This window comes from Nocardia halotolerans (genome assembly GCF_042650145.1).
GTDB lineage: Bacteria > Actinomycetota > Actinomycetes > Mycobacteriales > Mycobacteriaceae > Nocardia > Nocardia halotolerans.
The window spans coordinates 38,386-59,972 of the sequence record NZ_JBHSDL010000045.1 but is presented as its reverse complement, the minus strand read 5'-3'; the positions used below and the strand labels follow the sequence as shown (position 1 = coordinate 59,972).

21 protein-coding genes are annotated in these 21,587 nt (G+C 68.4%); 7 read left to right on the top strand and 14 right to left on the bottom strand.

Translation table 11 applies throughout. The annotated features are described in order from the left end of the window. Positions 1–468 precede the first annotated feature (468 nt). Complete coding sequence (locus ACFO5K_RS27485; RefSeq protein WP_378568895.1) at positions 469–954, top strand: MarR family winged helix-turn-helix transcriptional regulator; 486 nt, start codon at positions 469–471, stop codon at positions 952–954. A 57-nt stretch (positions 955–1,011) separates the two neighbouring features. On the opposite strand, the gene ACFO5K_RS27480 is transcribed toward ACFO5K_RS27485, so the two are convergent. Both ACFO5K_RS27480 and ACFO5K_RS27475 read right to left on the bottom strand, forming a co-directional pair. Beyond that, on the bottom strand, positions 1,012–1,416 hold the full coding sequence (locus ACFO5K_RS27480) for a DUF7144 family membrane protein (RefSeq protein WP_378568893.1): 405 nt from the start codon (positions 1,414–1,416) through the stop codon (positions 1,012–1,014). Positions 1,417–1,495: 79 nt separating this feature from the next. Continuing rightward, complete coding sequence (locus ACFO5K_RS27475; RefSeq protein WP_378568891.1) at positions 1,496–2,992, bottom strand: flavin-containing monooxygenase; 1,497 nt, start codon at positions 2,990–2,992, stop codon at positions 1,496–1,498. A 113-nt stretch (positions 2,993–3,105) separates the two neighbouring features. Between ACFO5K_RS27475 and ACFO5K_RS27470 the strand changes: the two genes are divergently transcribed. Then, positions 3,106–3,693, top strand: a complete 588-nt coding sequence (locus ACFO5K_RS27470; protein WP_378568889.1) for a YdcF family protein — start codon at positions 3,106–3,108, stop codon at positions 3,691–3,693. 9 nt (positions 3,694–3,702) lie between these two features. Further along, entirely contained in the window at positions 3,703–4,425 is a 723-nt protein-coding gene (locus tag ACFO5K_RS27465) for a VIT1/CCC1 transporter family protein (RefSeq protein ID WP_378568887.1), read from the top strand. Between the two features lie 286 nt (positions 4,426–4,711). Here the strand turns inward: ACFO5K_RS27465 and ACFO5K_RS27460 are convergent, their stop codons facing one another. The 11 genes from ACFO5K_RS27460 to ACFO5K_RS27410 all read right to left on the bottom strand — a co-directional run bounded on the left by ACFO5K_RS27460 (position 4,712) and on the right by ACFO5K_RS27410 (position 16,763). Further along, positions 4,712–6,283, bottom strand: coding sequence for a Na+/H+ antiporter (locus tag ACFO5K_RS27460; protein WP_378568885.1), 1,572 nt, complete (start codon positions 6,281–6,283; stop codon positions 4,712–4,714). Positions 6,284–6,866: 583 nt separating this feature from the next. Beyond that, a complete protein-coding gene (locus ACFO5K_RS27455; protein ID WP_378568883.1) occupies positions 6,867–7,481 on the bottom strand; it encodes a hypothetical protein in 615 nt (204 codons plus the stop codon). 131 nt (positions 7,482–7,612) lie between these two features. After that, complete coding sequence (locus ACFO5K_RS27450; protein ID WP_378568881.1) at positions 7,613–8,572, bottom strand: MlaD family protein; 960 nt, start codon at positions 8,570–8,572, stop codon at positions 7,613–7,615. Further along, a complete protein-coding gene (locus ACFO5K_RS27445; protein ID WP_378568879.1) occupies positions 8,569–9,621 on the bottom strand; it encodes an MlaD family protein in 1,053 nt (350 codons plus the stop codon). The genes ACFO5K_RS27450 and ACFO5K_RS27445 overlap by 4 nt, the downstream gene beginning before the upstream one ends. Further along, positions 9,618–10,706: an MlaD family protein gene (locus ACFO5K_RS27440; protein ID WP_378568877.1), complete on the bottom strand. Its 1,089-nt coding sequence runs from the start codon at positions 10,704–10,706 to the stop codon at positions 9,618–9,620. Before ACFO5K_RS27440 ends, ACFO5K_RS27445 begins: the two co-directional genes overlap by 4 nt. Beyond that, positions 10,706–11,725 (bottom strand): MlaD family protein, encoded by a 1,020-nt coding sequence (locus ACFO5K_RS27435; protein WP_378568875.1) that lies wholly within the window; start codon positions 11,723–11,725, stop codon positions 10,706–10,708. Before ACFO5K_RS27435 ends, ACFO5K_RS27440 begins: the two co-directional genes overlap by 1 nt. Further along, positions 11,713–12,717, bottom strand: a complete 1,005-nt coding sequence (locus ACFO5K_RS27430; RefSeq protein ID WP_378568873.1) for an MlaD family protein — start codon at positions 12,715–12,717, stop codon at positions 11,713–11,715. The genes ACFO5K_RS27435 and ACFO5K_RS27430 overlap by 13 nt, the downstream gene beginning before the upstream one ends. Next, positions 12,717–13,748 (bottom strand): MlaD family protein, encoded by a 1,032-nt coding sequence (locus ACFO5K_RS27425; RefSeq protein WP_378568871.1) that lies wholly within the window; start codon positions 13,746–13,748, stop codon positions 12,717–12,719. Before ACFO5K_RS27425 ends, ACFO5K_RS27430 begins: the two co-directional genes overlap by 1 nt. A gap of 4 nt (positions 13,749–13,752) precedes the next feature. Continuing rightward, the gene (locus ACFO5K_RS27420) at positions 13,753–14,619 is read right to left on the bottom strand and encodes an MlaE family ABC transporter permease (RefSeq protein ID WP_378568869.1); all 867 of its coding nucleotides are present in this window, start codon (positions 14,617–14,619) and stop codon (positions 13,753–13,755) included. Further along, positions 14,619–15,464: an MlaE family ABC transporter permease gene (locus ACFO5K_RS27415; protein ID WP_378568867.1), complete on the bottom strand. Its 846-nt coding sequence runs from the start codon at positions 15,462–15,464 to the stop codon at positions 14,619–14,621. Before ACFO5K_RS27415 ends, ACFO5K_RS27420 begins: the two co-directional genes overlap by 1 nt. Before the next feature lie 198 nt (positions 15,465–15,662). Beyond that, a complete protein-coding gene (locus ACFO5K_RS27410; RefSeq protein WP_378568865.1) occupies positions 15,663–16,763 on the bottom strand; it encodes a calcium:proton antiporter in 1,101 nt (366 codons plus the stop codon). Between the two features lie 102 nt (positions 16,764–16,865). Here ACFO5K_RS27410 and ACFO5K_RS27405 point away from each other — a divergent pair, with 102 nt between their 5' ends. The 4 genes from ACFO5K_RS27405 to ACFO5K_RS27390 all read left to right on the top strand — a co-directional run bounded on the left by ACFO5K_RS27405 (position 16,866) and on the right by ACFO5K_RS27390 (position 19,498). Then, positions 16,866–17,522, top strand: coding sequence for a phosphate signaling complex PhoU family protein (locus tag ACFO5K_RS27405; RefSeq protein ID WP_378568863.1), 657 nt, complete (start codon positions 16,866–16,868; stop codon positions 17,520–17,522). A gap of 173 nt (positions 17,523–17,695) precedes the next feature. Continuing rightward, complete coding sequence (locus ACFO5K_RS27400) at positions 17,696–18,481, top strand: HNH endonuclease family protein (protein WP_378568861.1); 786 nt, start codon at positions 17,696–17,698, stop codon at positions 18,479–18,481. A gap of 44 nt (positions 18,482–18,525) precedes the next feature. After that, a complete protein-coding gene (locus ACFO5K_RS27395; RefSeq protein ID WP_378568859.1) occupies positions 18,526–18,750 on the top strand; it encodes a hypothetical protein in 225 nt (74 codons plus the stop codon). 25 nt (positions 18,751–18,775) lie between these two features. After that, positions 18,776–19,498, top strand: coding sequence for a phosphatase PAP2 family protein (locus ACFO5K_RS27390; RefSeq protein WP_378568857.1), 723 nt, complete (start codon positions 18,776–18,778; stop codon positions 19,496–19,498). A 29-nt stretch (positions 19,499–19,527) separates the two neighbouring features. Here ACFO5K_RS27390 and ACFO5K_RS27385 read toward each other — a convergent pair whose 3' ends face one another. Beyond that, the gene (locus ACFO5K_RS27385) at positions 19,528–21,561 is read right to left on the bottom strand and encodes an MDR family MFS transporter (protein WP_378568855.1); all 2,034 of its coding nucleotides are present in this window, start codon (positions 21,559–21,561) and stop codon (positions 19,528–19,530) included. Positions 21,562–21,587 lie beyond the last annotated feature (26 nt).

Below are 21,587 nucleotides of genomic sequence, written 5' to 3'. Positions count from 1 at the left end.
GCAGGCTTCGGAAGGGCAAGGGTTCAAACTGTAGCTCAGGCCCCCACCGGGAAGCAAATCCCGCATGAAGTAACCCTGAACACATGATCAGTCAGGCGCTCAACGTCCTACCTCGTTGTCCCGGTCACTGTGTGTCCGGGTCGGCGTCCGTGTCGCTCTGACTCGAATAAAGTTACGTGCCGACCAACACGAAGTCAAATCGCCTGGAAGAACCGACGTTTCCCCAGGTCGCGGCTACCTCTCGGGACCACCGAGACGGGCGCGGGCCGACGCGAACCAGCCAGGCCGACGACGCTGACACCTTGGCGACCGCTCCGCAACTGATCACGCGCCCAGTCAGAACCGGGCCGAGACAGTGCAATCACCCGGCGACATGACCATGCACACATGGACGTCACCCTGCCCCCGATATACAGTTTGCCGACATTCAGCAATTGTTGAGCAAACCAAAAGTGTGGAGGAACCACGGTGACGAAGGGTCTCGACTCGGTCGAACGTCGTGCCTGGAACGCGGTGGTGACGCTCGCGATGCGGGTGCCGAGCGCACTGGACTCCCGGCTGCAACGCGAGTTCGGCATGACCCATTTCGAGTACCGGGTACTGGCGCTGCTGCAGGAGGCGCCCGAGCACCGGATGCGGTTGAGCACGCTCGCCGCCCGCGGGCACGGTTCCATCTCCCGGCTGTCCCATGTGGTGTCGAAGCTGGAGCGGGTGGGCTGGGCCAGGCGCGAGGCCGCGGGATCGGGGCGCGGGATCGACGCCGTGCTCACCCCGAGCGGGCTGGCCAAGGTGGTCGAGGCGACGCCGGACTACCTCGTCGCGGCGCGCCGGCTGGTACTCGACGGTCTCGACGAAACGCAGAAATCGGAGCTGGCGGTGCTCGGCGAGCGGCTCTCCCAGCACCTGATCGGCACGCTCGAGGCATCCGAAACCGCACCGGTGACCGGACATTAGGTAAAGACGCCGCTGCCCCGGTCGGCGGGACCGGGGCAGCGGCGGTTCGGACAGCGCTCAGACGTTCTGCGGCCGCCAGGTGGCCACCGCCCAGATCACCACGATGTCGATGACGATGATCAGGATCGACCACCACGGGTAGTACGGCAGCCACAGGAAGTTCGCGATGATGGACAGCCCGGCGACCACCATCGCCGCCACCCGGCCCCACGTCTGCCCGGCCAGCAGCCCGATCGCGATGATCACGGCGATCGCACCCAGGACGATGTGCCACCAACCCCAGGTGGTCAGGTCGAACTGGTAGGCGTATTCGGGTCCGACCACGATCAGGTCGTCGTTGGCGACCGCGGAAATGCCCTGCAGGATCTGCAGCGCACCGACCACCGCCAACAGGATCCCCGCGCCGATGGAGGTGCCCGCCGCGATTCCGTCGCGCAAGGTGTGCTGATTCTGGTTCGTCATCGATCGGCCTTCCCGTCGGGTCAACGGACGTGCCACCTCGGCACAGGTCAACGGTAGGAACCGATCGGGGTCGCCCGCCTCACCCGTTGCGGGTGAACTCGCGCACGCGATGTACCGGGCGCAAGGTCTTGCCGAGGTCGGTACGCAGGGTGATCAGGGCATCGAGCAGGTAGTTCTGCCGAACCCGCCACGGGTGCCGGTCGCCTTGACGCGGGAACGCGGCGATCGAACGCAGGATGTAGCCCGCATTGAGGTCGAGCAACGGGCGTTCCTTCAATGCGGTGCCGGGTTCGGGCACGACAGCGGCGCAGCCGGTGCGATCGAGATGCGAGAGCACCTTGCAGACCAGGCGCGAGGTGAGGTCGGCGCGCAAGGTCCAGGAGGCATTGGTGTAACCGACGCAGATGGCGAAATTGGGTAGGCCGGTCAGCATCGCGCCCTGCCAGACGAACTGTTCGGCCAGGTCGACGGGGGCGCCGTCGACCGAGGGCGCGATACCGCCGAAGGCGAGCAGCCGCAAACCGGTGGCGGTGACCACGATGTCGGCCGACAGGGTCTGACCGGAAGCCAGGCGGATGCCCTCGGGGACGAAGGTGTCGATGCGGTCGGTGACCACCGACGCCTTGCCCTTCTTCATCGCCTTGAAGAAGTCGGCGTCCGGAGCGGCGCACAAGCGCTGATCCCACGGGTCGTAGTCGGGAGTGAAGTGCTCGGCGACGAGTCGCTCGTCTTTGAGGATGCGGGTGGTGAGGCCGGTGAGCAGGGCGCGCGCGGCGGCGGGGCGGCGACGACAGTACTGATAGAAACCGATGTTGAACAGGATGTTCTTGGTGCGGATCACCCGATGGGCGAGGCCGGCGGGCAGCAGCTCGCGGATCTTGTCGGCCTGCTTGTCGCGGCCGGGCACGGCGCTGATCCAGGTGGGGGTGCGCTGCAGCATGGTGACGTGTTCGGCGTCGGCGGCCAGTGAGGGCACCAGGGTGACCGCGGTGGCGCCGCTGCCGATCACCACGATCCGTTTGTCGCGCACATCGAGGTCGGCGGGCCAGAACTGCGGGTGCACCACGGTGCCGGTGAAGTCGTCCCGGCCGGGGAAATCGGGGGTATGCGGCTGCTGGTAGTCGTAGTAACCGGCACACGTGTAGAGGAAACCGCACGTCAGGGTGCTCAGTTCGGGGCCGTCGGGGCCGTCGTGGGCGATGGTGAGCCGCCAGTGGGCCTGCGCCGATGACCAGTCGGCGCCGATCACCCGCGAGCCGAAACGGATGTGGCCGTCGATGCCGTTCTCGCGGGCGGTCTCACGGATGTAGTCCAGGATCGAGGCGCCGTCGGCGATGGAGCGGGCCGCGCGCCACGGTTTGAACGGGTAGCCGAGGGTGAACATGTCCGAGTCCGAGCGGATGCCCGGGTAACGGAACAGGTCCCAGGTACCGCCGAGGTCGGCGCGGGCCTCGAGCACGGCGTAGCTGCGGTGCGGGTGTTCGGTCTGCAGCCGGTAGGCGGCCCCGATGCCGGACAATCCTGCGCCGACGATGACAACGTCGAGGTGTTCGGGGGCAACGGCGGTGTCGGTCATGGGCTCCAGTGTGCCTGCCCGTACGCGCGGACAGAAGGGGCCCGTCGGGAACCCCGGGTGAGTGCCCGCGCGCACGTGCGGGCAGCGGGCGGTGGTCGGTTATCGTCGAGGCGGTGGCGATCTTTCGGCGTGTGGGGTGGTTGCTCGTCGGCGCAGTGGTCACCGTGTCGGCTGCCGCTGTGGCCGGTCTGCCGGTGTTCGTGTACCCGCAAACCGACCCGTTGCGCCCGGCCGACGTGATCGTGGTGCTCGGTGGCACTCCGTACGAACGCTTCGACCTGGGAATCGAACTCGCCGAACAGGGCCACGCACCCGAAGTGCTGATCTCCACCGGACCCGACGATCCACTGATGAACAAGTACTGCGGCGGCCGATTCGCCCTCCGTGTCGCCTGTTTCGTACCCGACCCGTGGTCCACCGACGGTGAGGCGCGCGAAATCGCGCGGCGCGCAGCGATTTACGGCTGGCAGCACATCATCGTCGTGACGTTCACCCCGGGCGTCTCCCGCGCCCGCTACATCTTCGGCCAGTGCTTCGACGGCGAGATCAGCATGGTGGCCGCGCCCGCCGAGTCGGGCTGGAAGTTCTGGTCGTCGATGTATGTGGGTCAATCCGCCGGTTATGTCCAGGCTTTCGTGAACCAGCCCTGCGCACCGGCGCGCGAGGACGCGCTGGGCCACGGGCGGTCGGTGCGCGATTAGGCTGAGCTGGTGCAGGACTCGTCACCGACCGCCCACCCACACGAACCGCACGCCGAGAGCTTCGCGTCGCGGCTCAACTGGTTGCGTGCGGGCGTGCTCGGCGCGAACGACGGCATCGTCTCCACCGCCGGTTTGGTCGTGGGTGTCGCGGCGACCACCGCCAACACGCACACGATCCTCGCCGCGGGCGTGGCCGGACTGGTCGCCGGGGCGATCTCGATGGCCGCGGGCGAATACGTCTCGGTGAGCACGCAGCGGGATTCGGAGCGGGCACTGCTGGCCAAAGAGCGGCGTGAGCTGACCGAGGAACCCGATCTCGAACTCGCCGAACTGGCCGGGATCTACGAGGCGAAGGGGCTCAGCCCCGCGACCGCGCGCACCGTGGCCGCCGAACTCACCGCCCATGACGCCTTCACCGCGCACGCCGAAGCCGAACTCGGCCTCGACCCGCGCGAACTGACCAATCCGTGGGCCGCGGCGCTGTCCTCGGCCGTCGCGTTCACCTGCGGCGCGCTGCTCCCCCTGTTGGCGATCGTGCTGCCGCCCGAGCAGTGGCGGGTGCCGGTGACCTTCGCCGCGGTGCTGCTGGCCTTGGCGATCACGGGTTCGGTGAGTGCGCGCCTGGGCGGTGGTTCGCGGGTGCGCGCGGTGCTGCGTGTGGTGGCGGGCGGGGCACTGGCGATGGCGATCACCTACGGGATCGGCTCGCTCACCGATGCGCTGACCGGCTGACGCCGCCTCCGCGCACCTACCCGAGCACTGACCCGAGCGGGCTCATGACCGAGCCCGACGGCAATCCACCGGCCGAAGCGCGAGTCGGCGGGGGCTGCGCGGCGCGCGAGTCGGCGGGTGGAGCGCGAGTCGACAGGGCTGCGCGGCCCGCGAATCAGTGCGCGGAACGCGAGTCGACAGGGCTCCGCGGCCCGCGAATCAGTGCGCGGAACGCGAGTCGACAGGGCTCCGCGGCCCGCGAATCAGTGCGCGGAACGCGAGTCGACAGGGCTGCGCGGCCCGCGAATCAGTGGGTGGGGCCGAGGTCGAGGCGGCGGGTGACCCGGTCCACCACATCCGGTGGGACGCCGGGTTCGCGGCGCGCGGCCTGGGCTTCGCGCCTGCCCGCTTCGGTCACCGCGACACGGACCGTGCGCAGCTGGGATGCCAGCGCGCGTTCGCGGTCCTGGGTCGCCTTGGCGTCGGCATCGGCGGCTTCGGGGTCGGCCTTGGCGGACAGGTCACGCACGGTGGCCTTGACCTTCTCGTAGAGGTCTTCGGGCAAGCCCTCGCGGGCCGCGATCCGCTTCAGTTCGGCCAGCTCGGCGTGCACGACGCGCTGCCACAGTTCGTGTTCGACGGCGCGTTCCTGCTTGGTGTCGGCGTGCACGCCGGTGATCCGGACGACCAGCGGCAGCGTCGGTCCCTGCACGAGCAGGGTGAACAGCACCACCGCGAAGGCGACGAACAGGATTTCCGAGCGGTGCGGGAAGTCGGCGCCGGAGTCGATCGTGAACGGGATCGCCAGCGCCAAGGCCACCGTGGCCACCCCGCGCATGCCCGCCCACCAGGTGACCACAACCTCGCGCCAGGTGAACGGTTCCTCGTCACTACCCCAGCGGCGGATCAGCAACCAGGTGACCATCAACCAAGCCAGCCGCAAACCGACGACCACCGCGATCACGGTGGCGGTCACGCCGGCCAGCGCGGGCCAGTTGCGGCCGGTCGTCTCGATGACCACCCGCAATTCGAGACCGATCAGGGCGAACGCGAAACCGGTGATGAGCATTTCGGCGATGTCCCAGAACGAGTCGGCGACCAGGCGGTAGTCACGACTGCCGATCGCGGTGACGGTGTCGGTGAGATACAGCGCGCACACCAGCACCGCGAGCACCGCCGAGCCGTGCCAGTGTTCGGCGATGGCGTAGGCGGCGAACGGCAACAGCAGACCCAGCGCGACCTGGCAGGTGGCTATGCGCAGACATCGGGTGAGCACCGTGCCGAGCCAACCCAGCAGCAGGCCGACACCGAGGCCGACACCGGCCGCGATCAGGAAGTCACCCAGCGCGTGCAACGGTGAGAACAATCCGGTGACCACCGCCTGGATCCCCACGGTGTAGATGACGATCGCGGTGACGTCGTTGAACAATCCCTCGCCGCCGAGGGTGACGATCAGCCGCCGCGGCAACCCGAGCCGACCCGCCATCGAGGTGGCCGCGACCGGATCGGGTGGGGCGACCAGCGAGCCGAGAACCACCCCCGCGGCGACGGCGGTGGCCGGACTCCACGCGTGGAACACCGCGGCGACCGCGATGGCGGTGACGATCACCAAACCCACCGCCCGCAACGCGATGACCTGCCAGTTCTCCGCGAACTGCCGCCAGGAGGTACGCCGGGCCGCGGCGTAGAGCAAAGGCGGCAGGACCAGCGGCAGGATCAATTCGGGCGGAATGCGCAAGCTGGGGACCACCGGGATCACCGCGAGCAGACAGCCGAACACGGTCATCAGGATCGACGGCGCCACGCCGATCCGGGCACCGACCGGCTCGGCGAGCACGGCCGCGAGCAGGATCACCAGAGTGAGCACCAACTGGTCCATAGCAACCCAGTGTCACCGACCGCGAAGGCCGTAGCGGGGCGACCCGCCGCCCGTCACGAGATGACGACAGTCACGGCAGCGCCGCACTCAACGCAGCGCACACGCCGCAGGAGCATGCCGGTCACGGATGCACGTCGTTCGGGCAAGGCACCACCCCCAACTGAGCACGGCAGCGGCGAGACTACGCCGGTCACGCAACCGCGAGAGTCCGTGCGGCGCAGCGGTCCCGAAACCCGGCGATCACGGGAGCAGGCGGCAGTCACGGCAGCGCAGCTGCCACGGGAGTCGGCGGTCACGGCAGCGCAGCAACCACCGGGGTCGGCGGGAGTCGGCAGCCACGGCAACGCGGCAGCCACCGGAGTGCGGCAGTCACGGCAGCCACCGGAGTGCGGCAGTCACGGCAGCGCAGCAGCCACCGGGGTCGGCGGAAGTCGGGGGTCACGGCAGCGCGGCAGCCACCGGAGCGCGGCGGTCACCGGAGTGCAGCAGCCACCGGAGCGCGGCGGTCACGGGAGTGCGGCGGTCACGGGAGTAGGCGGGAGTCGGCGGTCACGGAAGCGCGGCAGCCACCGGAGTGCGGCAGTCACGGGAGTACGGCGGCTGCGGGTGGCAGCAGGATGGGTGGTAGCGGGAATGGGAGTTGTATTTGCGGGGGTGGTGGCGGTTGGGGCGGTGGTGGAGCGGGGGCCGGTTGCGGTTCGGGAGGTGGGGGTTCGTAGGCGGGAGGCGGGGGTTCGTAGGCAGGTGGGGGCGGATCGTAGGCGGGCGGGGGTTCGACCGGGGGTGGTGGGGGTGGTGCGTAGGGCGGGGGCGGGGCTTGGACCGGCGCGGGGTCCGGGGGTGGGGGTGGCGGCGGGGGTGGTGTCACGGCGTCGGGGGTGGTGACGGTGCACTGCCAGCTTCCGTCGGGGTCGACCTGCCAGTGGGCGACGACGCCGCCGGCCGAACAGTTGCCGCCGACGCGGCGGGCGGGCCACGGTGGGGCGAATTCCGCGTCGGTGGCGCTGACCTGCTGACCGTCGACCGACAGGCCATTGGCACCCATCTGGTCCACCTCGTCGTCGTCACCCTGGTTGGCGCGCAGCACCAGGCCCAGCGCGACCACCAGCGCGAGCAGTGCGGCGAGCACCGCCGCGATCGCGATCATGCGAGTACTGCTGCGGGCCTGTTCCTCGGGGCCCTCGCTGCTCTCTGCCATCGCACCGCCTTCGCCGCGGACCTGGACTCCCTCGTTCCGCGAGGCTACCGCACGGTTGCTCACAACGGACCCGGCTCGAGCGGGCTACCACTGCGCAGGGCGAATACCTATACACAGTGGTTGCCGGATGTTTACTTGATCGCGACCCGGACCTTGATCGCGTCGGCGTCGGTGTTGTGCAGGGCCTGTGAGATCAGGGTGCTCAGATCCAGCTGTGGGCCGGTGGCGGTGACCGCCTCGGTGAGCGGGCGCAGGCCGGGCAGCAGGGCCGAGAGTTCCGGACCGAGCTCGTCCAACCTGGCCGTGAGTTCGGTGAGGAACGGGACGAGGCCGCCTTCACGCAGATACATCTCCGGGTCGCCGCCCTCGGCGCTGACCCGTCCGACCGACTCGACGAACTGGTCGATCACCTGGCTCAGGCGCACGAAGGCCGGCGCGGCGGCAGTGGTGGCCGGCCCGGCCCAGGCGATATCGCCGGAGACGTACTCGAAGTTGTTCTGCAGTTCGGCGATCGCGGGCGCGCGGCTCATGATGGCCGCCGCGAGCAGGTCACCGGCCCTGGCCAGTTCCGGGATGACGTTCTCGGTGCCGGTCATGGCCGTGCCCAGCGTGCCGACGAGGGAGTCGACGACCGCGGGATCGAGCTGTTCGACGGTTTTGGTGACCAGCCGCGCCACCTCGGGGATCGACATCGGGGTGCGCACGTTCTCCCCGGCCAGGCGTTGCCCGTCGGTCAGATACGGCCCGTCCGCGCTGGGCGGTACGAACTGCACGTACGGTTCACCCAGGGCCGACAGGTGTTCGATGGTGACGATGCTGCTCATCGGCACCCGGTGTTCGGCCGCCACCCGGAAGCCGACCTCCACCCCGCCCGTGGCGGCGGTGTCGACGGCGGTGACCTCACCGATTTCGATGCCGGTCAACAGGATCGGCGAACCGACACTGAGTCCGCCGGAGTTGGGCACCGCGATCGAGGCGTCGGTGTAGTCGGCCAGCGGGTCGATGCGCACCACCCCGAAGGTCAGGTAGGTCGCGCCGAGCACGGTGATCGCGGCGATGCCGCCGAGCGAGGCCAGGGTTCCGATCTTCATCGCACCATTCCGATCATCCGCAGCGCGGTGACGATCTGCGCCAGCTGGTCCTGTTCGGAGACCCGCACGCTGCTGAGGTTCACCTTGGGTCCCTGCTCGGCGAAGGGAATGATCTTGTCGCGCAGCAGGGCGGTGAGCAGCGCCATGTTGGTGGGCGAACGCAGGTCGGCCGAACCGCCGGCCAGCGGCAGGAACGCGGTCGCGGCCGCGTCGCCGGCGTTCGCGATCGGCGCCAACCAGGTCAGCGAGTCACCGAGGGGGCCGAGCTGGTCGAAGATCACCATGGTCTTGGCGATCGAGTCCTGGGTCCCCGCCAGCGCGCGCACGGCCTCGGGGGTGAGGATGGCGGTCAGTTCGTCCTCGATGTTGTGCATGATCTCGGCATTGGCGGACAGGCCGTTGACCAGCAGGTCCACCTGGTCCAGGTTGGCGGCCAGGTCGGCGGCGTCGGCACCCATGACCGCCGAGATGCGCGCGGTCTCCTTCGGGTCCTGCGGCATCACCGAGTTCACCCGCCCGATCATGTCCTGCAGCTGGCCGATCGCCCCGCCCTGCACGAACAGGGCCATGGTGGCCATCGTGTCTTCCAGCTGCACCGGGGGTTTGGTGCGTTCGATGGGGATGGTGCCGCCGTCGCGCAGCAGGTCACCGAAGCCGTCCTTCGGGGTGGTGAGCGCGACGTGGATGTCACCGAGGATGGTGTCCTGGCGCAGTTCGGCGATGCTGTGGGTGGGCAGGGCCACGGTGTCGAGGATGTCGGCCTCCACCACGACGTACCCGCCGCGACCGGGCGGCGCGTCGGCGGGCTGGACCACCCGCACCGCGTCGACGGTGCCGATCTCGGCGCCGTTGGCGATCACCTTCGACTTCGACGGCAGGTTCAGCGCGCTGGCGAACTCGATCTGCACGCGATAGGTCGACCCGCTCACCGTGGAACCGGGCACCGGTACCTCCGCGGGATCGAAACCACATCCGCCGACCGCGAGACCGGCGGCGAGCACGAGCGCGAGCACACCGTGCCGCAAGGTCTTTCGTCGCTGCGCGTTCATCGGGCTCCTGCCATTCCCAGCACGACCTGCACGAGGTTCACATCGGTCAATCCCTGCGCGGGGTCGGGGCACTGCCCCGGGATCACCGCGTTCACCGCGGCACACACCTGGTCGGCCTCGCCCGCGGGCAGCGCCACCTTCGGCGCGGCATAGGTGATGGCGGTGCCGCCGGCGGCGCTCTGGAACGCCGAGGTGAGCGCGGGCATCATCAGCACGATCTCGCGCAGCGATCCCACGTTGGCGCGCAACATCTTCACCAGCGGCACCGCACCGTCGAGGGCACCGATCAGTGGGTCGCCCAGGATGGTGGTGAGGTCGTTGAGCATCGGCAGCAGTTCGCGCAGACCGTCGAACAGCGAGGTGGCCGGGCCGAGCAGATCCTCGGAGGCCATGTTGAGCAGTGGCGCCAGTCGCACGAGCATCGTCTGCAGGTCGCCCCAGTTGGCGGCGACACGGTTCGACACCGAGGCGAACGCGTCGAAGAGCCCGGCGAGATGACCGATGTCGGCGTCGGGTTTGTTCATCGCCGACCCGAGCTTGGTGATCAGCTCGTTGATCGTGGGGCCGGTGCCCGCGGTGGCGCGGTCGAGTGAGGCGAGACCGTCGACCAGGGCACTGGGCTGACCGGCGGCGTCGCCCGAGAGCTGCTCGGACAGGCTCGCCAGCGCGGTGAGCGTTTCGGTGATGCTCTTGGGCGTCAGGGTTTTGGTGATGCAACCGCCCTCGAGCACGCGGGTGTCCTCGCCGGTGGCGAGCACGGCCAGATTGCGGTCGGCGGCAACCGAATACGCGACGGTGGTCGCCGAAGCGTCGGCGTAGACCGGGTACTGGGCGTCGACCTCGAACTCGACGCGCACCTTGGGGCCCTCGTTGCGCACCGCGGTCACCTCGCCCACGTCGATGCCGCGCATCGTGACGTGGTTGCCCGGGTAGAGGCCGATCGCGTCGGGCATGAGCGCGCAATAGGATTGGGTCTTCTTCAGCGGCTCGAAGGCGATGAAGTAGCCGCCGGTGACCAGGGCGGTGAGTACCGCGACCCCGGCGATCGACATGAACGCCTGGGATCCGAGCAGTCGTTTCAGCATCAGCACGCCTTCCCGGGCAGCGGTACGCACACGCGGGCGTCGGACTGGTCGACCACGACACCGTCGGCCGGGGTCACCAGCTGGGTCAGCCTGGTCTGCAGGTCGTGGACGGTTCCGATGACGGGTTCGAACCGGCCACTGAGTTCCTGCAGTCGCGGCAGGGCCTCGGCCAGGGCCTGGGCCTGCGGTTTCAGGGTGGAGTCCCAGCTCGGAGCCAGACCCGCCAAGCGGTTGACCACCGAGACCAGCAACCGGACCGCTTCGGCCGCCTCGGCCTGCCTGCTCAGCAGCACGTCTTCGAGCAGGTTCACGTTGTCCATCAGCCGGCCCAGATCGGACTTGGCGCCGTCGTACATGGAGATGTATTCATCGAGGATCGCGATGGATTTCGACACCTGGGAGCGCTGACGATCGAGCATGTCGACGTACTTGCCGACCGTGTCGAGCGTGCCGCGCAACGCTTCCGGAGAGTTCTCCAGCGCGGTGTTCGCCGCGGCCAGATTCTGGCGCACGGTGTCGCCGTCGACGGCGGCCAGCGGTGCGGTGGCGTCCTGGAATGTCTCGATCAGGCTGTACGGCAAGCGGATTCGGTCGGCCGGGATCGGCTGGTCGCCCAGCGGGGCCGAACCGGCCGGGTACAGCGCCACATAGTGGCCACCGACCACGGTGAGCATGCGGACATCGAGGGAGGTCTTGTCGCCGACGAACACCTCGTTGTCCACGGTGAACCGCATGAGCACCTTGTCGGGCCGCAGTTCCAGCGAGGTGACGCTGCCGACCGAGATCCCGGCCAGGCGCACGTCGTCGCCCTCGCGCACCGACTGCGCCTCGCTGAGTTCGGCGGTGTAGGTGTGTTTGCCCAGCGGCACCACGTACACCACGCCCGCGGCGATGATGAACAGCAACACCGCGGTCAGGCCGATGACGCCCATCCGCAGTTCGCGGGCACGCTTTCCGGCTTCGTCCAGGATCGGCCGATCACCGGCGAAGATCCCGGTCAGCTTCTTCAGCGGTTGCATACGGTGACCTTCTGTCCGGCGATCAGCACCTGCAGCGGCGCGGGCACCTCGGCGGCGCCGTTGCTGCAGTGCGGCGTGAAGTCGGTGAAGCCGCGCGCGAGCGAGGCGTCGACGGTGGCCAGCAGTCCGGGCAGGCGCCCGAACACCTCGACCGCCTCCTGCGGGTTCGGGAACAGGCCGCGGATCAGCGCGTCGACCTCGGCGCTGCCACCGGAGACCAGGCCGAGCGAGGCCAGCAGCCGGTCCACCGGTGCGAGCACCGACGGCGCGCTCATCGCGAAGTCGGCGACACCACCGATATTGCGCTGCATCGCTTCGAAGATGTCGGTGAGCCGCGCCAGCAGTGGCAACAGGTGACCGACCTTGCCGCCGTGGCGCTCGGACAGGGCCGACAGGTTGCGGATCAGCGTGCTGATCACCTGCTGCCGGTTGTCGGCGTAGTCGGCGAGTTCGTCGATCGCGGTCAGCGCCGGGCCCAGGCCGCTGCCGTCACCCTCGATCACCGCGAGCATGCTGGCGGTGAACTGGTTGATCGACTCGGGCGACAGTGTCGCCAGCACCGGCTTCAGACCACTGAACAGGCTGGTCACGTCGAAGGACGGCACGGTCATGTCCGCGCCGATCCGGGCGCCGGGCTCGATCCGGGTGCCCGGGTTCGGCGCCTGCTGCAGATCGATATAGCGCTGCCCGGTGAGGTTCTGGTAGCGGATGGCCAGCGTGGAGTTGTCGTAGAGCGGGGTGTCGGTCTTGACGGTGATCGCGACCTCGGCCTTGTCGCCTTCGAGGCCGATCTTTTCGACCTTGCCCACCTGCACACCGAACATCCGCACGTCGTTGCCGACCTTGAGGCCGTTGGCGTCGGTGAAGAGCACGTCGTGGGCGTGGGTGTCACCCGAGACCGGTCGCTTGATCAGGGTGAACACGAACCCCAGCACGGTGACCATCACCAGGGTGAACACGCCGAGTCGCAGAGCGACACCGCGAATCTTCATCACGCACCGGCCTTTCCGAACAGCGGAACCGCGATCGCGGGCACCCCGCTGAGCTCGACATCGAGGTTGAGCACGGGACCGTCGGGGCTGTCGGGCATGGCGCCGCGCAAGTTCTGCAACAGGGCGGTGAGCTCGGCGCCGGTCTGGCGGGGGTTGGGCGACATCTGGGCCAGGGCGAACAGCATCGGCGCCAGCATGTCGGTGGTCTCGGCGAAGTGTCCGCCCGCGGTGTTCAACGTGGTGGTCAGGGCGGGCAGGATGTCGCCGCCGATCACGCCGACCCCGATGTCGTAACGGTCCTTGTCGACCTGGGTCACCTTGATCTCGCTGAGATTGTTGATCACCTGCATGGTGGCGCCGGCGAACTGGCCGCCGCCGTCGAAGGCGGGACCGAGCTTGCCGAACAGTTCCGACGGGGGCACGTCCTGGTTGTCGGCGATGGTCTTGGCGACGGTGATCAGGGCCTGCACCAGCGGGGTGAACGCCTTGAAGTCGGCGGCCAGCTGCGAGATCACGGTCGCCATCTGCGGGCTGGTCACCGTCATGCCCACCTGCGACAGGCTGCGCAGGATCGCGCTCATCGTGGCGTCGTAGACGCGGTCGGCCGCCGGGCCGGTCAGATCCAGCACCGTGCCTTCGCGCAGCGGGGCACCGCCGGTGCCGCGGCGCAGTTCCAGTTCGGCGATGCCGAACAGGTTGGTCGGGGCGTAGTCGACGGCCAGGCTGTCGTCGATGCCGTGCAGCCGGTGCTCGTCGAGCAGCAGCGCGATCTGCTGGGTGCCGCGCGCACCGGGGGTGACTTCGGCGACCTCGCCGACGGTGACACCGTCGATGCGCACCTGGCTGCCCGCTTCGATGCCGTCACCGAGGTGTTCGGTGTGCAATCCGATGCGCAGCCCCTCTTCGGTGCGCAGGTTGCTGTAGGCGACGCTCACGCACACCACCACCGCGATCAATCCGAGGATGATCACGCCGGTCAGCCGTGAGGTGCGCCGATCGGCCGCGACGCCCGGCATTCCATAGTTCGGCACTAGCTCACCCCGTAAAACTGATCGCCGAGTTGAAGCCCCAGAGCATGATCGACAGCACCATGTCGATGGCGACGATGGCCACCGAGCTGGCGCGGACCGCACGCCCGGAGGCGATGCCGACGCCCTCGGGCCCGCCGGTGGCGAAGAACCCGAAGTAGCTGTGCACCAGGATCACCACCGTGCCGAACACGGCCACCTTGATCACCGCGGCGATCATGTCGAACCCGGAGATGAACTGGAAGAAGTAGTGGTCGTACACCCCGGCCGACTGCCCGTAGACCATGGTGAGCAGCCCGCGGCAGGCACCGTAGGACAGGATCAGCGCGATCAGGAAGGTCGGCACGATGGCGATGGCGCCCGCGATCACGCGAGTGGTCACCACGAACGGCACCGAACGCAGGCCGAGCGCTTCGATCGCGTCGATCTCCTCGGAGATGCGCATCGAACCGATCTCGGCGGTGATGCGGCAACCCGCCTGCGCGGCGAAGCCGATGGCCGCCGCGATCGGGGCCAGCTCGCGGGTGGTGGCGTAGGCCGAGATCACGCCGGTGACCGGGCCCATGCCGAGCATGTCGAGGGTGACGAAGGATTCGACGCCCACCGAGGCGCCCATGACCAGTCCGAGCACGATCATCATCGGCACGGTGCCGCCGCCGACGATGATCGACCCGCGGCCCCAGGTCATGTCGGTGACCGCGCGCAGCGTCTCGTCGCGGTAGCGGCGCAGCGTGAGCGGCACCGAGGACAGCACCTGCCACACGAACACCGCCACGAAGCCGAGCGATTCACCGGCGGTGACGATCCGTTTGCCGATGCGCGCGGGTGTGCGCACCCAGTGCAGCGAGGTGGGGATATAGGAAGAGGCAGACATCAGGCCAACTTCGTCGGAATGAACATGGCGCTGATCTGGGTGGCGAGCAGGTTCACGATCGCGATCGAGACCACCGAGAGCACCACCGCGGCGTTCACCGCGTCGGCGACACCACGCGGGCCGCCTTTGGCCTCGAGCCCGCGCTGGCACGAGATGACCACCACGAGGAAGCCGAAGATGAGGGCCTTGAGCAGCGAGACCCACACGTCGCCTGCGGTGGCGAAGGAACCGAACGTCGACCAGTAACTGCCCGGGGTGACGCCCTGGCCCGCCACGGCAACCGCGTAGCCGGCCAGTACGCCGACGAAGATGATCAGCACGTTGAGCATCGGGGCGACGATGAGCATCGCCATCATGCGCGGGATCACGAGCCGGTGCACCGGGTTGATGCCCATGGTGTTGAGCGCGTCGATCTCCTCGCGGATGGTGCGCGCGCCCAGGTCGGCGGCGATGGCCGCGGCGCCCGCGCCACCGAGCAGGAAGCCGGTGGCGATCGGGGCGCCCTGTTTGATCACGCCGAGTCCGCCGGTGGCGCCGAGCATGGAGTCGGCGCCGAGGCTGTGGATCAGGTTGCCCACCTGGACCGAGACGATCACGCCGAACGGGATGGCCATCAGGATCGCGGGGATCGCGGTGACGGTGATCAGGCGCCAGGCTTGGATCAGGGTCTCGCGCCATTGGAAGTGGCCGCGGGCGACATCGGCGACAGTGCCGCTGACCGACGCCTGGGCGAGGTCGACCGCCCGCCCGAAGGTCCGCAACGACGACACCACGGTGTCGGTGAAGTTCTTGCGGACGATCTGGGTGGCGGAATCCGGCTTCGCGGAATGCAGATCGGTGGACATCAGGGATGCCTCCGGCCCGCTCGTGAAGCGCGGGGCATGGTGAATTTCATACCGCACTCTCTGGCTTCGGCGTCGGTGCCAACTCCAGCAAGCTAGCCGGTACTCTGCGTCACAACAAAATTTCTGGGTGGTGACCCTCGTCGCTTTTCCGTCATTTCCATGACAGAGCACCACCATGTGTGATCCGAAACACTCCAGCTACGGGCTTGCGGCCAGGAACACAAACGCGGCGAACAACGCCAGGTGGACGCCACCGTGCAGCAGAGTGGCGCGCCCGGGAACGATGGTCAACGTGCCGACCACCACCGTGATCGCGAGCAGCACCATCTGGGTGGCGCCCAAGCCCAGCATCAGCGGACCACTCAGCCAGATCATGGCGATCGCGATCACCGGGATGGTCAGGCCGATGCTGGCCATCGCCGAACCCAGCGCCAGATTCAGGCCGATCTGCACCTGATTGCGGCGCGCGTACTTCACCGCGGCCAAGGTCTCGGGCAGCAGCACCAGCATCGCGATCACCACACCGACCGCCGACTGCGGCAACCCGGCCGAGGCCACCGCCGACTCCAGCGCGGGCGAGACCCCTTTCGCCAGGCCGACCACGCAGCCCAGCGCGACCAGCAGCATGCCGAGGCTGACCAGCGCCGCCCGGTTCGTCGGCGGCTCGTCGTGCGCGTGCGGGTCAACGAGGTACTCCCCCGCACCGTCGACCTCCACCGGCAGGAAGTCGTCGGGATGGCGCACCGTCTGCACCATCACGAACAGCCCGTAGAGCGCCAGCGAGGCGACCGCGGCGAAGGCGAGCTGCGGCGGCGAGAACTCCGGGCCCGGCTTGCTGGTGGTGAACGTCGGCAGCACCAGACTCAAGGTGGCCAGCGTGGCGACCGTGGCCAGCGCGGCGCCGGTGCCTTCGGAATTGAACACCGCCACCCGCCTGCGCAGCGCGCCGACCAGCAACACCAGACCGAAGATGCCGTTGCAGGTGATCATCACCGCGGCGAACACGGTGTCGCGGGCCAGCGACGCCGATTTTTCGCCACCGGAGATCATCATCGTCACGATCAGCGCCACTTCGATCACGGTGACCGACACCGCCAGGATCAGCGCGCCATAGGGTTCACCGACCCGGTGCGCCACCACCTCGGCGTGATAGACCGCCGACAGCACCGCACCGACCAACGCGGCGGTCACCAGCGCCACCACTGCCCCGGGCAGCTCCCGCCCCCAGGTGGCCGCCAGCAACAGCAGCGCGATCAAGGGCACATAGAGGGTCCATCTGGTCGTCAATTTGGCGATCATGGTTTACATAGTTCCAGCTCCGCGGCACTGCCCCGCCCTGTCCGGGTCCCGGATACGCCGATGGATTCACTCACAGCGCCCCGATGGGGAACAATTCAGCGCGTGCGGACCCAGTTCACCCTCGAGCTCTTGGCTCTGTCCAACGACCTCACCCTGATGTCACGCCTGGCTCATGACGCGACCGAGCGCATCACCACGGCACTGGCCGGCGCCGACCTGACGGCCACCTACGAGGTGTTCGCGCTCGATGAGCAGCTACAGCAGATGTTCGCCGCCTGCGAGTCGCGCACGATGGCGCTGCTGGCACTACAGGCGCCGGTCGCCCGCGATCTGCGCCATGTGGTGACCGCCATCCAGGTTGCCGGTGAATTGTCCCGGATCGGCCGGCGCACCGAAACCGCCGGCCAGTACGTGTATCGGGCGCATCCGCAGGCGGTGGCGCCGGACCCGGTGATCGCGGCACTGGTGTCGATGGGCACCCTCGCCGCCGAATGCGTTGCGCGCGTGGGCACCTCGGTGGCCACCGGACGTTTCGTCGAAGACGACGGCTCCGACGCCACCGCCATGGACGAACTGTGCAAGCAGTTGAGCGGCGTACTCACCGCCCCGGAAGCCGGGGTCGACACCGGCGCCGCGATCGATCTGGCGTTGCTGGGCAGTCAATTCCAGCGTTGCGTGGACCACGCCGCGCGCATCGCCCGGCTGATCCGATTCCTGGACACCGGGATCCCACCCGAGACGGGCTCGCTGCCCGACTGAGTCCGGCGCGGTGTTCTGTGTCACCATGGGGACGGCACGTCCTCGCGGCGGTCACCTCCACCGATAGAACAACGCTATCGAGCCGCGCTGATTCGGCGGTGTTGTGGTCGGTCCGTCGCTGCCGTTAGGTTGTGCCGGTTCATTTTTCACGAAGGCATATGGGTGGTACGGGCATGAAGTGGTCCTCGATCAGTGGCTCTCGGCTGGGGCGCGCACTGCTCGCACTCGCGGCGGCGATGGTCTTCGCTCTCGCGGTCACCCTCGCGAACACCTTGCTGGACAAGGTGAATCCGACCGTACCGGGCCCCGGCTCGGCCGGTGCCGCCTCGGTGTCGGGCAAGGAGATCAGCGATCTGGTCGCCACCCTCGTCGTCGCCAAGGAAGGCCCGATGACGGGTTACGACCGCGACGAGTTCCCGCACTGGGACACCAACAAGCCCGAACACGGCTTCACCGGCGATCTGACCAACTACCCCAAATGCACCAGCCGCGACGTGATGATGCTGCGCGACGCCACCGGCAAGGTGACCCTCGACCCCAAGACCTGCGACCTGACGGTCCCCGCCGGGGCGGGCTGGCAGGACCACTACGGGTTCGTCGACAAGAAGACCGGTGAGCTCGGGCCGTACAAGTTCATCACCGACCCCTCCAAGGTCGACGCCGAACACATCGTGGCCCTGGCCGAAGCGTGGCGTTCCGGTGCCGCCGACCGCGACGAGGACACCCGCCGCCGCATCGCCAACGACGCACTCAACCTGATCGCGTCCGACCCGTCGGCCAACCGGTCCAAGGGCGACCAGGACCCGGCGAGCTACCTGCCACCCGGCAATTTCCGGTGCGCCTATGTGGAGCACTACGTGAAGGTCAAGATAAAGTACTCGTTGACCGTTGATACCGCCGAGCACACCGCGTTGCGCACCGCAGTCGACGACTGCCTCCGCCGAGGAGAGTTCAAATAAGCGACCCCGCCGAGATCATCGAGATCACCGCCCACTGCGCCGTCATGACCGAAGAGGAAGGGACGGTGTCGGGCGACCTCGACGTGATGCTCGACGATTCGGGCAAAGGTCTCGTGCGCTATCGCGGAACCGAACGCTGGTACACCATCGGCAACATCGAAGCCGAACCCCCGCACACCTGGGAGTGCGTCGCCGACCTGGTGAAGGCGATCAAGAAGGTCGCGGGTACCCGCGATGTGGCCGGAAACGCAGTGGTCTTCGAAGCCTGACCCGCCGGCTGGCAACCTGGTGGTTATGCCGACCGACTACCGACGACTCCCACCTACTCAGGTCGCCTGGTCCGGCCTCGCCCGCCGCGTTCCGCTGGCCGCGGCGCTCGTGGTCACCGCCGCCGCCCTGTTCGGTGTCCTCACCTGGGCGGTGCACGGCGACATGAGCGGCACCGGGCTCGACCTGCGGGTGCTCGACTGGATGATCGACCATCGGGGCGAACCGTTGACCGGGATCGCCCGGGTGATCACCGATCTGGGCGGCACCGTGGCAATGGCGATTCTCGCCGTGCTCACCGGGTGCTGGTTCCTGTCGCAACGCAACCTGCCCGTCGCCGCCCTCGTCGGGGTCACCTCGCTCGGCGCGTGGGCACTGATCTGGGTGATCAAACGCGTCATCGGCCGCCACCGCCCGCCGATGGAGTCCCGCCTGGTCACCGAACTCAGCCTGTCGTATCCGTCGGGACACTCTCTGGGTTCGACGGCGGTCGTCGGGATCGTGGCGATCGTGCTGATCCCGCGACTGCGTAACCACTGGCTCCGGGTGGCGGCCGTCGCGGTGGCCATCGCCTTCCCGATCACCGTCGGCTTGTCGCGCATCTACCTGGGAGTGCACTGGGCGACCGACGTCCTCGCGGGCTGGACCATCGGTTTGCTGTGGTTGACGGTGTGCGTCACGCTGTTCGCCCGTCTGCACCCGGTGCGCGAACTGCCGGCGACGGCCGAGCCCGACGCCGAGCTCCGGTAGCTCACCCCGTTCCTCAACGGCAAGGTCTGTCAAGCCGTCTCGATCTTCGATACCCGGTCGCTATCGGCGCCCTCGTCGAGCAATCTGGCGGCGATCTTCGACAGGGCCTCGTCGAGCAGGGCGCGGTCGGTGGGGTCTTCGCTGTTCCAGTCGTCGAGGCGAGCACCGAGCCAGCGGCGCCAGCCCGCCCGCAGCTCGTCGACCTCGGCGGCACCGGCTTCGGTCAGGGTGAGGGTGCCCGCTTCGTTGCGCAGCAGTCCGTCGTCGACGCCGCGGCGGAAGATCGGGACCAGCACCTCCACCGGGAGCCGATGGCGGTAGGCGATGCCGTACGCGGTGGCTTCCATCCCCTGTTTGCCGTAGAGATACACCTGGCCGAGCGCCCAAGCCATGTCCGGGCTCAGGGTGCTGCCCGAGGCCGCGATGAGTTCGCCGATGATCGGCCCGCGCGCCCTCGCCTTGCGCACCGTCGCGGCGACCGAACGCTCCAACTGCACCACCCGGTCGTGCGAGTCGGGCACCGCGAACCCCTCACCCACGTCAGCCGCACCGTGGCGGGCGCTGTCGTGCAACCGCACCTGCGGCAGGAACCAGGCCACCACGAAACCGACCAGCGCCACCGGAACCACCCAGCGGAACACGTGGTCGATCGACTGCGCGTAGGCGTCGACGATGGGCCCGGCCTGCTCGGCGGGCAGTTCGCGCAGCAACTTCGGGTTCGACACCGTCTCGGGCGAGACGCCCGGCACCTCGCGCAGTGCGCGGGCCAGCGCGGATTCGCTCGCGTTGCTGTACAGGGTGCCGAAGACCGCGGTACCGAAGGCGCTGCCCAGGGTGCGGAAGAAGGTGACACCCGAGGTGGCGGTGCCCAGGTCGGCGTAGGGCACGGTGTTCTGCACCACGATGGTGAGCACCTGCATCGACAAGCCGAGTCCGGCACCGAGGACGAGCATGTACAGCGATTCCAGCCACGCGCTCGTGGTGCGGTTCATCGTCGACATCAGCGCCAGGCCCACCGCCATCACCGCCATGCCGACCACCGGGAAATACCGGTACTTGCCGGTGCGCCCGACCACCTGCCCGGAGAAGATCGAGGTGACGAACAGCCCGACGACCAGCGGCAGGGTCCGCACACCCGACACTGTCGCCGAGGTGCCGTCGACATATTGCAGGTAGGCCGGCAGGTAGGTCATCGAGCCGAGCATGGCGAAACCGACGATGAAACTGAGCACCGACGACACCGTGAACACGCGGCTGCTGAACAGCCGCATCGGCAGCATCGGTTCCTTCGCCCGCTGCTCCACCCGGACGAAGGCCACGATCAGCACGGCGGCGAGCAGGAACAATCCCAAGATCTGCCAGGAGACCCACGCGAATTCGTTGCCGCCGAACTCGAGCCCGAGGATCAGCGCCGAGACGCCGATGGCGATCAGGCCGATACCGAGGTAGTCGATGATCGGGCGCGACACCGTGCGCAGTTGCGGCAAGGTGCGCGCGGCCATCACCACCATGATGATCGCCAACGGCACATTCACGTAGAAGCACCACCGCCAGCTCGCGTGGTCGGTGAACAGGCCGCCGAGTGTGGGTCCGACCACCGTGGTCACACCGAAGACCGCGCCGAGCGCGCCCTGGTACTTGCCGCGTTCACGCAGCGGAATGGTGTCGGCGATCAGCGCCATCGAGGTGACCATCAGCCCGCCCGCGCCGATGCCCTGGATACCGCGGGCCACGATCAGCATGACCATGCCGTTGGCCACCCCGGCCAGGGCCGATCCGACGATGAAGATGGCGCCGCTGAGCTGGAACAGCAGTTTGCGCCCGAACAGGTCACCGAGTTTGCCCGCGAGCACGGTGGCGACGGCCTCGGCGAGCAGGTAGGAGGTGACCACCCAGGCCATGTGCCCCGCACCGCCCAGGTCGGCGACGATCGAGGGCAGCGCCGCCGAGACGATGGTCTGGTCCAGTGCGGCCATCAGCATGCCGAGCACGACCGTCGCGAAGACGATGTTGATCTTGGACTTGCTCATCGGCGCGTCGTCTACAGCAACACCTTCCGGCATGGCCCCAGTATGGGCGTTCCATACGT

Coding starts and splice junctions, on each gene's coding strand:
- ACFO5K_RS27410 (WP_378568865.1), bottom strand. CDS start 16,763: ATGATCGCCAAATTGACGACCAGATGGACCCTCTATGTGCCCTTGATC.
- ACFO5K_RS27480 (WP_378568893.1), bottom strand. CDS start 1,416: ATGACGAACCAGAATCAGCACACCTTGCGCGACGGAATCGCGGCGGGC.
- ACFO5K_RS27460 (WP_378568885.1), bottom strand. CDS start 6,283: ATGGACCAGTTGGTGCTCACTCTGGTGATCCTGCTCGCGGCCGTGCTC.
- ACFO5K_RS27390 (WP_378568857.1), top strand. CDS start 18,776: ATGCCGACCGACTACCGACGACTCCCACCTACTCAGGTCGCCTGGTCC.
- ACFO5K_RS27435 (WP_378568875.1), bottom strand. CDS start 11,725: ATGCAACCGCTGAAGAAGCTGACCGGGATCTTCGCCGGTGATCGGCCG.
- ACFO5K_RS27455 (WP_378568883.1), bottom strand. CDS start 7,481: ATGGCAGAGAGCAGCGAGGGCCCCGAGGAACAGGCCCGCAGCAGTACT.
- ACFO5K_RS27400 (WP_378568861.1), top strand. CDS start 17,696: ATGAAGTGGTCCTCGATCAGTGGCTCTCGGCTGGGGCGCGCACTGCTC.
- ACFO5K_RS27440 (WP_378568877.1), bottom strand. CDS start 10,706: ATGCTGAAACGACTGCTCGGATCCCAGGCGTTCATGTCGATCGCCGGG.
- ACFO5K_RS27420 (WP_378568869.1), bottom strand. CDS start 14,619: ATGTCTGCCTCTTCCTATATCCCCACCTCGCTGCACTGGGTGCGCACA.
- ACFO5K_RS27475 (WP_378568891.1), bottom strand. CDS start 2,992: ATGACCGACACCGCCGTTGCCCCCGAACACCTCGACGTTGTCATCGTC.
- ACFO5K_RS27445 (WP_378568879.1), bottom strand. CDS start 9,621: ATGAACGCGCAGCGACGAAAGACCTTGCGGCACGGTGTGCTCGCGCTC.
- ACFO5K_RS27450 (WP_378568881.1), bottom strand. CDS start 8,572: ATGAAGATCGGAACCCTGGCCTCGCTCGGCGGCATCGCCGCGATCACC.
- ACFO5K_RS27385 (WP_378568855.1), bottom strand. CDS start 21,561: ATGCCGGAAGGTGTTGCTGTAGACGACGCGCCGATGAGCAAGTCCAAG.
- ACFO5K_RS27430 (WP_378568873.1), bottom strand. CDS start 12,717: ATGAAGATTCGCGGTGTCGCTCTGCGACTCGGCGTGTTCACCCTGGTG.
- ACFO5K_RS27415 (WP_378568867.1), bottom strand. CDS start 15,464: ATGTCCACCGATCTGCATTCCGCGAAGCCGGATTCCGCCACCCAGATC.
- ACFO5K_RS27395 (WP_378568859.1), top strand. CDS start 18,526: ATGACCGAAGAGGAAGGGACGGTGTCGGGCGACCTCGACGTGATGCTC.